Below are 12,169 nucleotides of genomic sequence, written 5' to 3' on the forward strand. Positions count from 1 at the left end.
GCGCGGCACCCTCCCGTCGGTAGAGTGAGCGCGATGTCCGATTCGAACTACGTGCGCCAGCGCGACACCACCGCGGTCCACGGCCAGACGCGCGACCTCACGTACCCGCCGCTGCCCGAGGCGCTCACGGTCCCCGTCTACGACAACCACACGCACCTCGAGATCGCGGACGGCGAGTCGCCCATCGACTTCACCGAGCACCTCGACCGGGCGAGCTCGGTCGGCGTCCGCGGCGTGATCCAGGTGGGCGGCGACCTCGAGACGTCCCGCTGGTCGGCCGAGACCGCCGCGCACGAGCCGCGCATGCTCGCCGCCGTCGCGATCCACCCGAACGAGGCCCCGGCCTACGAGGAGGCGGGCACGCTCGACGACGCGCTCGCCGAGATCCACGAGCTGGCCGGCCGCCCGCGCGTGCGCGCCGTCGGCGAGACCGGCCTCGACTTCTTCCGCACGGGGGAGGACGGCCGCGCCGCCCAGCAGCGCTCGTTCGAGGAGCACATCCGGATCGCGAAGGAGCGCGGCATCGCGCTGCAGATCCACGACCGCGACGCGCACGACGAGGTCGTCGCCACGCTGCTGCGCGTCGGGGCCCCCGAGCGCACCGTCTTCCACTGCTTCTCCGGCGACGAGGACCTCGCCCGCATCTGCGCCGAGAACGGCTGGTACATGTCCTTCTCCGGCACGGTCACCTTCAAGAACGCGCACGACCTCCGCGAGGCGCTCGCGTTCGCGCCGCGCTCGCTCCTGCTCGTGGAGACGGACGCGCCGTTCCTCACGCCCGTGCCGTTCCGGGGCCGCCCGAACGCCCCGTACCTCATCCCGCACACGCTGCGGGCGATGGCGGCGCACCTCGGCACCGACGTGTCGATGCTCGCCGCGCAGATCTCCTCCAACACCGAGCTCGTCTACGGCCGCTGGGACGACGAGCCCGTCACGTCGCCGTCGAAGGACCCCGCCGAGATCGACCCGGCGGGTCGCGCGTGAGCGACGAGGCGTCGACCGCGCCCGCAGCCGCCGCGCCGAACGCCGCACCGGCCACCCTGCTCGGCCCCGCGGAGATCCGCGACCTCGCCGAGCTCCTCGGCGTCGCGCCCACCAAGAAGCTCGGCCAGAACTTCGTCATCGACGCCAACACCGTGCGCCGCATCGTGCGGGTCGCGGGCGTCACGGCGGGCACGCACGTGGTCGAGGTCGGGCCCGGGCTGGGATCGCTCACCCTCGGCCTCCTCGAGACGGGCGCGAGCGTCGTCGCGGTGGAGATCGACGGCCGGCTCGCCGAGCAGCTGCCGATCACCGTCGCCCTCTACCAGCCGGACGCCGACCTCACCGTCGTGCACGAGGACGCGCTGCGCGTCGCCGAGCTGCCCGGGGATCCGACCGCGCTCGTCGCGAACCTGCCCTACAACGTGTCCGTGCCCGTGCTGCTGCACCTGCTCGAGCACTTCGCCGCCATCCGCACGGGCGTGGTCATGGTCCAGGCCGAGGTCGGGCACCGCATCGCCGCGGCGCCCGGATCCAAGGTGTATGGATCGCCGAGCGTCAAGGCCGCCTGGTACGGCGCGTGGCGCACGGCCGGCCAGGTCAGCCGCCAGGTGTTCTGGCCGGTGCCGAACGTCGACTCCGTGCTCGTCGCGTTCGAGCGCCACGCGGAGCCCTTCGCGTCCGAGGCGCTGCGCGTGCGCACCTTCCGGATCGTGGACGCGGCCTTCCAGCAGCGCCGCAAGATGCTCCGCCAGGCGCTCGCCGAGCTGCTCGGCGGGAGCGAGGCGGCGTCCGCGCTCCTCGAGGCCGGAGGGGTGGCCCCCACTTCGCGGGGCGAGCAGCTGAGCGTCCACGACTACCTCCGCGTGGCGCTCGCCTGGGCCGATCGGGACGCGGACGGAGCGCCTCCCCGCCTCCGCTAGGTTGGAGCACATGACCTCCGCGGCCACCACCTCCGACGTGGTGCATGCGCGGGCTCCGGGCAAGATCAACGTCTCCCTCACGGTGGGCGCCCTCCAGGAGGACGGCTACCACGACGTCGCCACCGCCTACCAGGCCGTGAGCCTCTACGAGGACGTGTGGGCCACCCGGTCCGACGGCTTCTCGGTCGAGTTCGGCGGGTCCATCGACACGTCGCACCTCACCACCGGCGCCGACAACCTGGCCATCCGCGCCGCCCGCCTCCTCGCCCGCGCCACGGGCTACCGCGGCGGCGTGCACCTGCGGATCGAGAAGCACGTGCCCATCGCGGGCGGCATGGGCGGCGGATCCGCGGACGCCGCGGCCACCCTCCTCGCCTGCGACGCCCTCTGGGGCACCGAGCGCACGCGCGACCAGCTGCTCGCCCTCGGCGCGGAGCTCGGGGCCGACGTCCCGTTCGCGCTCGCGGGCGGCACCGCCATCGGCACGGGCCGCGGCGACCGCCTGAGCCCCGCGCTCGCCAAGGGCACCTTCCAGTGGGTGCTCGCCATCGCCGAGTTCGGCGTCTCCACGCCCGACGTCTACGGCGAGCTCGACAAGCACCGCGAGCGGCACGCGCAGGACATCTTCCCGGCGCAGCAGATCCCGCAGGTCGACTCGGGCGTGCTGCAGGCGCTCCGGGCGGGGGATCCGCACATGCTCGCCGAGGTCCTCCATAACGACCTCCAGGCGCCCGCGCTCCACCTCGCGCCCGGGCTCGGCGAGGTGCTGCAGCTCGGCGAGGAGAACGGCGCGCTCGCGGGCATCGTCTCGGGATCCGGCCCCACGGTCGCGTTCCTCGCGGCCGACCTCGACAGCGCGCTCGAGCTGCAGATCGCCCTGAGCGCCGCCCGCCTCACGGTCATCCGGGCCACCGGGCCCGTGCACGGCGCGCGCATCATCACCGGCTGACCCGGGCACGGCGCGCCGCCCCGGCGGACGGTCAGCTCACGACGACGCGCGTGAAGACGACCGCGTCGACGTCGCTGGCGTTCGCGTAGGCGTACGGCCGGGCCGTGGAGAAGGCGACGTGCTGCCCCACGGCCAACGGCACGACGTCGTCCGCGCCGCGCTCGAGGAGGAGCGTGCCCGCCGTGACGAGGAGGATCTCGTGCCAGCCCTCCGGGTCGGGCTGCGCGTCGTAGCGCTCGCCCGGGCCGAGGGACCAGGTCCAGAGCTGCGCCTCCGCCCGGGCCGGGACCGACGACATCAGCACCGCGACGCTGGCGGGGTGGCGTCCGCGCCAGGCGACCTCGTCGATGGCCGCGGGCGAGGCGCCGGGCGCGGAGACGAGGGCGGTGAAGGTCGTGCCGAGGGCCTCCGCGAGGCGGTCGAGCCCGATGAGGCTGATGTTCGCCTCTCCCGCCTCGACCATGACGATCGTGCGGCGGCTGATCCCAGACCGCTCGGCGAGCGCCGCCTGGCTCATCCCCGCGGCGTGGCGGACGCGACGGAGGTTGCCGCCCACGTGGACGAGGACGGCGGTCGACGGCGACGGTGGCATGTGCGACATCCTGCACCATAGAGTGTGCAGGATGTTGCGCATTCCTCTGCCGCGAGCGATCCGGCCCTCCCGCCCCGAGTGGGCCCTCATCGGCATCACGGCGATCTGGGGCGGCACGTTCCTCGCGGTGCACGTGGCGATGGAGCACAGCGGGCCGCTCTTCTTCGTGGGGCTCCGCTTCCTCGCGGCGGGCCTCATCAGCGCGGTCGTCTTCCGACGGGCGCTCCGCGGGATGCGCCGGGTCGACCTCGGGGCCGGCGCCGCGATCGGCCTGATGATCTTCCTCGGCTACGGCCTGCAGACGTACGGGCTGCAGACGATCCCGAGCAGCACCTCCGCCTTCATCACCGCGCTCTACGTGCCGCTCGTGCCGCTGCTCCAGTGGGCCGCGTTCCGGAAGCGGCCGAGCGCGCTCGCGCTGGTCGGCGTCGCGCTCGCCTTCGTGGGGCTGCTGCTCGTCGCCGGTCCGCAGGAGGGCGTGGCGCTCGGGGCGGGGGAGCTGGCGACGCTCGTGAGCACGCTGCCCATCGCGGCCGAGATAATCCTCATCGGCCTGTTCGCGGGCCGCGTGGACGTCGGCCGGGTGACCGTGGTGCAGCTCCTCGTCGCCGGGCTGCTGTCCCTCGCGTGCATGCCCGTGGCCGGCGAGGCGATCCCGGCTTTCTCCTGGGTGTGGCTCGTGGCGGCGCTGGCGCTGGGCGCGAGCAGCTGCCTCATCCAGGTCACGATGAACTGGGCCCAGCGCTCCGTCTCGCCCACGCGGGCCACCATCATCTACGCGGGCGAGCCGGTGTGGGCGGGGGTCGTGGGCCGTGTGGCGGGCGAGCGGCTGCCGGCGCTGGCGATCCTCGGGGCGGCGCTCATCGTCGCCGGCACGCTGGTCAGCGAGCTGAAGCCGCGGGCGGGGCGGGAGCCCGACGCGGCGCCGCTCGCGGAGGGCGGGGACCCGCGGGCCGTCGGCTGACGACCGCTCGGCTCAGCGCGTCCGCCGGGCGTGCGCGCGGGCCTTCATCCGGTTGCCGCAGGTGGCCATGGAGCACCACCTGGCGGTGCCCGGGCGGCTGCGGTCGAGGAGGAACAGCTCGCACTCGTCGTTCGCGCACGGGCGGAGGCGGCCGGGCAGACGGGCGGTGACGCTCGACCACGCGAGCACGGCCTCCACCGGGAGCCGGTCGTCGCGGGACGCAAAGAGCTCCCAGTCCACGCCCTCGGCGGTCACGCGGGGTGTGCGCACGACGCCGGCGACGACGGCTGCGAGGTCGGCGACGGCGTCCGGAGCGGCGGCGTCCCCGCGCACGACGGCCTGGATCGCGTCACGGGCGCGGCGGAGCCGGTCTAGCTCGGCGGCGGTGCCGGTGCCGCCCCAGGTGCGGGCGAGCTGGCGGCCGGATGCGCCGTCGAGCCGGTCGTCGCGCCGGCCGTCGACCACCGGCGCGCTGTTCAGCACCGCCAGCAGCAGCTCCTCGTCGCGGTCCACCGCTCCTCGATCCTCCGCGCCCGGGTGGCGCGATGGATCCATGCTACCGTCCTGCTAACCACCAAAACAAGCCGAAGGGGTTAGCCATGGCCACCGTCCACCACCGCACCGTCTCGATCGACGGGCTCGACGTCTTCTGGCGCGAGGCCGGGCCCGCCGACGCGCCCGTGCTCGTGCTCCTGCACGGCTACCCGTCGAGCTCGCACATGTTCCGGCACCTGATCCCCGCGCTCGCGGGCCGCTTCCGGGTCATCGCGCCGGACCTCGTCGGGTTCGGGCGCTCGTCCGCGCCGTCGGTCGACGAGTGGCACTACTCGTTCGCCGCGCTCGCCGACGTGGCCGGCCGGTTCCTCGCCGCCGTCGGGGTGACCCGCTACGCGATCTACGTGCAGGACTACGGCGCTCCGGTGGGCTGGCGCCTGGCGCTCGCCGACCCCGCGGCCGTCACGGGCGTCATCACGCAGAACGGCAATGCCTACGAGGAGGGCTTCGTCCCGTCCTTCTGGGACCCGATCTGGGCCGACGCCGCCGAGCGCACGGACGCGACACGCGACGCCCTCCGCCCGGCCCTCGGGCGCGCGGCGGTCGAGTGGCAGTACACGCACGGCGTCCCGGATCCGACCGCGGTCGACCCCGACGCCTGGGAGCACGACCTCGCGCTGCTCGCCCGCCCGGGCCAGCACGACGTGCAGCTCGCGCTCTTCCGCGACTACGCGGCCAACCGGGAGCTGTACCCGGCGGTGCACGCGTGGCTGCGGGGGTCCCGCGTGCCGCTGCTCGCCATCTGGGGGCGCAACGACGAGATCTTCGCCGCGGCCGGAGCGGAGGCGTTCCGCCAGGACGCGCCGCACGCGCGCATCGAGCTGGTCGACGGCGGGCACTTCCTCCTCGAGTCGCACCTCGACGACGTGGTCCGGGCGATCGGCGAGTGGCAGGACGCGACGTAGGGCGTGCTCGGGCCGGTCACCCGGCGGCGACCCGCTCGTAGCGCTCGACGTTCGCGTTCTTCACGTGCCAGTCGTCGGTCTTGGCGAAGCCCCGCGGCGTGAGCGCCTCGGCGACCTCGGGCCGGATGTCCTGCTTGTCGCTCGTGACGAGCCACACGACGTCCGCGTCATCGACCTCGTCGACCCGCTCGGCGAGCGGGTACGCCTCCTCCCAGAGGCCGTCGGTGTCGCCGGGCGGGGTGCGCAGCAGGATGTCGTCCATGCCGCGGAAGGCGTCGGGGTAGGTGTACGCGACGACGCGCGAGGTGGCCTTCGGGTGCCGACGGACCGGCCCGAAGATCACGGCTTCCGCGGTGCCGGGCGCCTCCTGCGCGCGCTCCTCCGTGACGATGCGCGCGATGCCCGCCCAGTCCGCGTCCGCCTTGCGCGTGGTGCCGCGGTCGTGCGCGACCTGCACGACCGACAGGGCCACGAGGCCGGCGGTGACGACCGCGACCAGCGGCTTCCACCGCAGCGCGAGGATCCCCACGGCCATGAGCATCGCGAACGCGGGGGCCGTGTACGCGAGGTACCGCGGCGAGTACAGCGGGGACGTGAGCGTGGACGCGTAGACGAGCAGCGTCGTCGGCACGACGAGCCACACGACCGCGAGCTGCAGCAGGGTCGGCGACCAGCCCGCGTGGAGGTACGCCGACTCGAAGGCCGCCATCTCGCCCACGGGCTCCGCGGTCGAGGCCCGGCGGGCGCGCACCAGGCGGATCCCGCGCCGGACGAGCATCGCGACGCCGAGCAGCGCCAGCGGCCAGGCGACCCACGCGAACGCGGTGTTCTCGGGGAAGAGCTGCGTGAGGACCACCTGCCCGGGCGTCCTCGGGCCGATGGGCTTGATCCAGCCGACCTGCCCGGACTGCGCCGTGACCACGTCCACGAGCGGCAGGGACAGGAGCCCCGCCGAGATGGAGGCGATGCCCCAGCCGAGCAGGGAGACCATCATCGGCCGCAGCGTGCGGCGGCCCACGCGGGCGGAGGCGATCGACCACATGATCACGGCGCCGTGCGCGCCTACGAGCAGGGCCAGGTAGATGAAGGTCGAGGCGCCGAACCACGCGATGAGGCCGTAGAGCGCCCACCACGCGGCCTGCACCCGGGGCGGCGAGCCCGCGCGCCGCGCCGCCAGCACGAGCACCACGGTGAGCGCGACCGCGATGAGCGTGCCGAGCGCGAAGGAGCGGCCCTCCGTGCCCATCCAGGCCGAGCGGGGGATGACGACGAACGCGATGCCCGCGACGACGCCGGTGGCGCGCGTGGACACGGTGCGCGTGAGGAGCACCACGCCGGCGGCGGCGAGCCCGACGAAGACGGCGCTCGGGAACCGGAGCGACGTGGGGGAGTAGCCCACCAGGTCGAACCACACGTGCATGAGGGCGTAGTAGAGGCCGTGCACGGCATCCACCGTGCCGAGCATGCGCAGGAGGCCGTCCCAGCCGCGCGTGGCCGACACGACCGTGGCGGCCTCGTCGTACCAGACGGACGGCTGCCCGGCGAGGGGGAGCGCGAACAGGAAGCCGAGGAGGCCGATGAGCCAGGCGTCGCCCCAGCGGCGGTGGTGGAAGCGGCCGAGGGGGCCGGAGGGACGGCCGCCGCGGGTCCCGTCGGCGGGCCGTCGTACGCTGGGTCCGGTCGACGCGGGTCCGCGTCCGCCGTCCGTACGGAGGTCTGTCATGGGGTCGTCACTGCCGCTCGTCGATCTGGACGGCACGCACCCCGGGGGGCGGGGCCTGGGTGGTCATGGCTCCGGGCGGGATGCGCACGAGCGGCGCGAACGGCACTCCCGGCACCTCGCCCTTCCCGGCATCGGGATGGGGGGTCAGTCCCGCATCGACCGCGCGCGCGTCCTCGTGATCGGCGCGGGCGGCCTCGGCTCCCCGGTGCTGCAGTACTTGGCCGCGGCGGGGATCGGGACCCTGGGAATAGTAGACGACGATGCTGTGGACCTCTCGAACCTCCAGCGCCAGACCATCCACGGCACACCCGACGTCGGCCGGCCGAAGACCTCGTCAGCGGCCGATTCGGTGCACCGGACGGACCCCGGGATCGAGGTGGTGGAGCACGCCGAGCGGTTGACGGCCGACAACGCGCTCCGGATCCTCGGCGGATACGACGTGGTCGTCGACGCGACCGACAACTTCGCCACGCGGTACCTCATCAGCGACGCGGCCGCCCTCGTCGGCATCCCGTGCGTGTGGGGATCCGTGTACCGGTTCGACGCGCAGGTCACCGTGTTCTGGGATGCCGCGCCCGACGGCCGGGGCATCGACTACCGCGACGTGTTCCCCGAGCCGCCGGCCGACGGCGCCGTGCTCTCCTGCGAGGAGGCGGGCGTGTTCGGCGCGGTGTGCGGCACGGTCGGCTCGCTCATGGCGACCGAGGTCATCAAGCTCGTCACGGGCGCGGGCCAGCCCCTGCTCGGGCGGGTCGTGGTGCTCGACGCACTGGCCGGCACGAGCCGCACCATCGGCGTGAAGCGCGCGAAGGGCCGCCAGCGGGTCACGGCGCTCGCCGACTACGACCTGTTCTGCGGCGTGGGCGCCGCGACCGACGGCACCGAGCTCGACGCGGAGGAGGTGGAGCGGATCCTCGCCTCCGACGAGCCCGTCGTCCTCCTCGACGTGCGCGAGCCCGACGAGCGCCTCGCCGACTCGATCCCCGGCCACGTCGCGGTGCCGGTGCGCATCGTCACGGTGGATCCGGGCGCCGTGCCGGGCGGGAACACGGATCGCGTGATCGTCTACTGCGCGTCCGGCGTCCGCTCGCGGGCGGCCGCGGCGGCGCTCCGAGAGGCGGGCCGCGACGCGGTGAGCCTGCGGGGCGGGATCCAGTCGTGGCGGAGTGCGGCGGGGCGGGCGTGAGCAGCGTTCCCGAGGCCGGCCCCGTCCTCGGCCTCGACGACGACGCGTTCCTCGAGCACGTGGCCGACGCGCTCGCCGCGGTGCCGGGCGTCCGCGGCGTGGCGCTCGGCGGATCCCGGGCCCGGGGCGCGAACCGCCCCGACAGCGACTGGGACGTGGCGGTCTACTACCGCTCCGCGTTCGACCCCGACGACCTGCACGCGCTCGGCTGGCCCGGCGCCCTCAGCCCGCGCGGCGGCTGGGGCCGGACCTTCGACGGCGGCGGGGCGCTGCACGTGGACGGCCGGGCGGTCGACATCCACTACCGCGACCTCGACGTCCTGGAGGCCGTGCACGTGGAGGCGCTCGCCGGGCGGTTCACGATCGAGCGGCTGCTCTACCACCAGGCGGGGCTGCCGAGCACGATCCTGCTGGCGGAGCTCGGCGTGAACCGCGCTCTGCGCGGGGAGGTGCCGCGGTGGGAGTACCCGCCGGCGCTCCGAGCGTCCGCCCCGAGCATCTGGTGGGAGCACGCGGCGCTGACGCTGCACTACGCCCGGGAGGGCCATGCCCGTCGCGGCCGGGTCGCGCAGTGCGCCGGCCTCCTGTCGGAGGCGGCGTGCATGACGGCCCACGCGGTGCTCGCCCACCGCGGCGAGTGGACCACCAACGAGAAGCAGCTGCTCACGCGCGCGGGACTCCGCGGGGTCGACCCCGTCGTCGCCGGGCTGGGCGTCGAGCCGGCCGAGCTGATGCGCGGCGTCGATGCGGTCGAGGCGCTGCTGGTGGACGCCGTGCGGCGGGAGGGGATCGCGGTCGCGTCGTGAGATGCGGCGTTGATCCGTCCTCGACTCCCGCCGTGGCGTCGTCCGTCGTCTATATCCTCCAGTGAGGAAACGACATCGACGGGGATCGCGGAGGAACGATGGACGATCAGCGCGGGCTGGGCAAGGCCAGGGACGGGATCGCGAAGGCGGTGGACGAGGCAGCCCGGAGGGCGCGCGCCGCTTCCGCACAGCTCGGCGAGCGGGCGGGCGACCTGATGGACGCGACGAAGGGGAACGTCGAGAAGCTCGCCGCGAGGAAGCCGGATCCCTACGAGGAAGCGGTGGCGGAGTACAACCGGGCGTACACGACCATGAACGACGCCGGGCTCGCTCTCCTGCGGCAGCGCGAGCGGTCGACGGACCTCATCGAGCACGTGGAGGCGCTGGTCAACAGCATCGCGAACACCCCGAAGTCCTTCGACGCGGCCATCGGTCGGATCGACGTCGACAGGGCGGAGTTCCTGGACGTGGAGGAGTTCGCCCGCCGTGATCTCGAGGCCGCTCGCCGGTCCGCTGCCGGGGGTGGCGCCGGCTTCGCCGCCGGTGCCGCGGTCGCGAGCGTGGCCCCGAGCGCCGCGATGTGGGTCGCGACCACCTTCGGGGCCGCGTCGACGGGAACGGCGATCTCCGCCCTCTCCGGTGCCGCCGCGACGAACGCGGCACTGGCCTGGCTCGGCGGTGGCGCCGTAGCGGCCGGCGGCGGAGGCACGGCCGTGGGAGGAGCGATCCTCGCGCTGTCGGGTCCGGTCGGCTGGAGCGTCGCGGGGGCGGCGATCCTGACCTCGGTGGCGCTGTTCGCCTGGAAGAAGAACGAGACCCGCGAGGAGAAGCAGGAGGCGCTGACCGCGGTGAAGCGCAACACCGCCCGTGTCGAGGAGCTGGCCGCCCGGGTCGATGACCTCCTCCGGCGCACCGAGGAGCTCCGGTCCCTGCTGACCAGGAGCTACCGCGAGTCGATGCGGTCCTTCGGGGCGGACTTCTCGGCGCTCCCCGCGAGCGACCAGTCGCGCCTCGCCGCGCTCGTGAACAGCACGCAGGCATGCGCGTCCCTGCTGAGCGCGCGGGTCGAGCAGGACGCCGGCCGTGGTTGAGATGCCGGACTTCGTTCGCCGGAACCAGGAGCAGGCGGTCGCGGCCTGGGTGAACCACCTCAACCAGGTGCGACTCGACGGGCTGCTGGACGCGCTCCGGCGGCAGGACGGGAACCTCCGTGACGCGCTCGCTCGCGTCGACTCGGCGATCCGGACCATCGACCTCGAGGTGGTCGGCAGGAACCGCGGGGGGACGCGGGGCATGCACGGCTTCATCGCCGAGGCGGCTGAGAGCGGCATCGGGGACGCCCGCAGCCAGATCCTGGGGGAGGGCAGCGTCTACCAGTGGGTCAACGACAACGGACCCGTCGACCTCATGCGCGGCGGCGTGGAGATCCAGCAGAAGTTCGTCGCGGCCGGAGGGCGCTTCGGCCTGGGAGCCGTCGCGGAGCACATGGAGAGGTACCCCGACTTCGTGAGCCGCGGAGGGAGGTATCAGATTCCCCGTGACCACTTCGAGACGATCCAGGCGCTGCACGGCATGAGTCGGGAGGAGGCGGGCCGCCTGCTCGCACGCGGGGGCGATGGTCCGTCCTTTCGCGACTGGAAGAGCGTGCAGACCTTCTTCGCGACCCGCTCGGTCGACATCGACTCCCTCGAGCCTTCGCACCTCCGGTACGACGAGGTGCAGCGGGGTGCGTACGGCGCGACCCTGGAGGGGGAGAAGGAGTCGTTGCGCGCGACCGATCAGGGCCGCCGGGACGACGCCCACCGGACGAGCCGCCCCGGCGTGAGCGAGGGGGCGAAGGCCACCCTCGTGGCCGCGGGCGTCGAGGGAGCGACCGCCTTCGTCCTCGCCGTGGTGCGGAAGCGGCGCGCGGGCACCCGGCTCCCGGACTTCACGGACGAGGACTGGGCTGAGATCGCCGGCGACAGCGGCAGGGGGGTCCTCAGGGGCGGGATCCGGGGCCTGAGCATCTACTCGCTCACCAACTTCACGGCGACCTCGGCGGCAGTCGCGAGCGCCATGGTCACCGCGGCGTTCGGGATCGCGGAGCAGGCGCATCGGCTGCGGAAGGGCGAGATCGGCGAGGTGGAGTTCATCGAGAACGCCGAGCTCGTCTGCCTGGAAGCCGCCGTCGGCGCGCTGTCGTCCTTCGTGGGGCAGGCGCTCATCCCGGTGCCCGTCCTCGGCGCCGTCATCGGGAACACCGTTGGCATGATCATGTTCTCCGCCGCAGCCTCGTCCCTCTCCCGGCATGAGGCGGCTCTGATCGAGGGCTACCTCCGCGACCAGCGCGATCTCGACGCGCATCTCGCCGCCGAGCACCAGGAGCTCATCGACGAGCTCGACGTGAGCATGGCCGCATGCCTCCAGGTTCTCGAGCGGGCCTTCTCGCCCGACGTCGAGGAGGCTCTCCTGGGCTCGGTCGATCTCGCCCGAACGGTGGGAGTGGCGACGGAGCGGATCCTGGACTCGGAGGAGAAGGCACGGAGCTACTTCCTCGACTAGCGGAGCCGAGCGCCGGGAGGATCCGAGGGGCGGCCCGGTCC

Annotated in this window: 12 protein-coding genes; 9 read left to right on the forward strand and 3 right to left on the reverse strand. The window is 73.8% G+C overall.

Annotated elements, in window-relative coordinates; all coding sequences use genetic code 11:
* The first annotated feature begins 33 nt into the window (after positions 1–33).
* The 3 genes from QFZ62_RS13665 to QFZ62_RS13675 are packed head-to-tail and all read left to right on the forward strand — an operon-like array spanning position 34 to position 2,853.
* Positions 34–984, forward strand: coding sequence for a TatD family hydrolase (locus QFZ62_RS13665; RefSeq protein ID WP_307506726.1), 951 nt, complete (start codon positions 34–36; stop codon positions 982–984).
* Positions 981–1,904: a 16S rRNA (adenine(1518)-N(6)/adenine(1519)-N(6))-dimethyltransferase RsmA gene (gene rsmA / locus QFZ62_RS13670; protein WP_307506728.1), complete on the forward strand. Its 924-nt coding sequence runs from the start codon at positions 981–983 to the stop codon at positions 1,902–1,904. Before QFZ62_RS13665 ends, rsmA begins: the two co-directional genes overlap by 4 nt.
* 10 nt (positions 1,905–1,914) lie before the next feature.
* Positions 1,915–2,853, forward strand: coding sequence for a 4-(cytidine 5'-diphospho)-2-C-methyl-D-erythritol kinase (locus QFZ62_RS13675; protein ID WP_307506730.1), 939 nt, complete (start codon positions 1,915–1,917; stop codon positions 2,851–2,853).
* Positions 2,854–2,884: 31 nt separating this feature from the next.
* On the opposite strand, the gene QFZ62_RS13680 is transcribed toward QFZ62_RS13675, so the two are convergent.
* A complete protein-coding gene (locus QFZ62_RS13680; RefSeq protein WP_307506732.1) occupies positions 2,885–3,445 on the reverse strand; it encodes a helix-turn-helix transcriptional regulator in 561 nt (186 codons plus the stop codon).
* Positions 3,446–3,476: 31 nt separating this feature from the next.
* Here QFZ62_RS13680 and QFZ62_RS13685 point away from each other — a divergent pair, with 31 nt between their 5' ends.
* Positions 3,477–4,409 carry a DMT family transporter gene (locus tag QFZ62_RS13685; protein ID WP_307506733.1) on the forward strand — a complete coding sequence of 311 codons (933 nt, stop codon included), beginning with the start codon at positions 3,477–3,479 and terminating at the stop codon, positions 4,407–4,409.
* 12 nt (positions 4,410–4,421) lie between these two features.
* On the opposite strand, the gene QFZ62_RS13690 is transcribed toward QFZ62_RS13685, so the two are convergent.
* Entirely contained in the window at positions 4,422–4,964 is a 543-nt protein-coding gene (locus QFZ62_RS13690; protein ID WP_307506735.1) for a CGNR zinc finger domain-containing protein, read from the reverse strand.
* A gap of 44 nt (positions 4,965–5,008) precedes the next feature.
* Here QFZ62_RS13690 and QFZ62_RS13695 point away from each other — a divergent pair, with 44 nt between their 5' ends.
* Entirely contained in the window at positions 5,009–5,869 is an 861-nt protein-coding gene (locus QFZ62_RS13695) for an alpha/beta fold hydrolase (RefSeq protein WP_307506736.1), read from the forward strand.
* Positions 5,870–5,885: 16 nt separating this feature from the next.
* Here the strand turns inward: QFZ62_RS13695 and QFZ62_RS13700 are convergent, their stop codons facing one another.
* Positions 5,886–7,592 (reverse strand): hypothetical protein, encoded by a 1,707-nt coding sequence (locus tag QFZ62_RS13700; RefSeq protein WP_307506738.1) that lies wholly within the window; start codon positions 7,590–7,592, stop codon positions 5,886–5,888.
* Between QFZ62_RS13700 and QFZ62_RS13705 the strand changes: the two genes are divergently transcribed.
* From QFZ62_RS13705 to QFZ62_RS13720, 4 genes are all read left to right on the forward strand, one after another.
* Complete coding sequence (locus QFZ62_RS13705) at positions 7,591–8,778, forward strand: ThiF family adenylyltransferase (protein WP_307506740.1); 1,188 nt, start codon at positions 7,591–7,593, stop codon at positions 8,776–8,778. The two genes, QFZ62_RS13700 and QFZ62_RS13705, sit on opposite strands and share 2 nt — an antisense overlap.
* Positions 8,775–9,584 carry a nucleotidyltransferase family protein gene (locus tag QFZ62_RS13710; RefSeq protein ID WP_307506742.1) on the forward strand — a complete coding sequence of 270 codons (810 nt, stop codon included), beginning with the start codon at positions 8,775–8,777 and terminating at the stop codon, positions 9,582–9,584. The genes QFZ62_RS13705 and QFZ62_RS13710 overlap by 4 nt, the downstream gene beginning before the upstream one ends.
* A gap of 98 nt (positions 9,585–9,682) precedes the next feature.
* The gene (locus tag QFZ62_RS13715; protein WP_307506744.1) at positions 9,683–10,675 is read left to right on the forward strand and encodes a hypothetical protein; all 993 of its coding nucleotides are present in this window, start codon (positions 9,683–9,685) and stop codon (positions 10,673–10,675) included.
* Positions 10,668–12,128 carry a hypothetical protein gene (locus QFZ62_RS13720; protein ID WP_307506746.1) on the forward strand — a complete coding sequence of 487 codons (1,461 nt, stop codon included), beginning with the start codon at positions 10,668–10,670 and terminating at the stop codon, positions 12,126–12,128. Before QFZ62_RS13715 ends, QFZ62_RS13720 begins: the two co-directional genes overlap by 8 nt.
* Positions 12,129–12,169 lie beyond the last annotated feature (41 nt).

The sequence above is a fragment of the Clavibacter sp. B3I6 genome, from assembly GCF_030816895.1.
Lineage (GTDB): Bacteria > Actinomycetota > Actinomycetes > Actinomycetales > Microbacteriaceae > Clavibacter.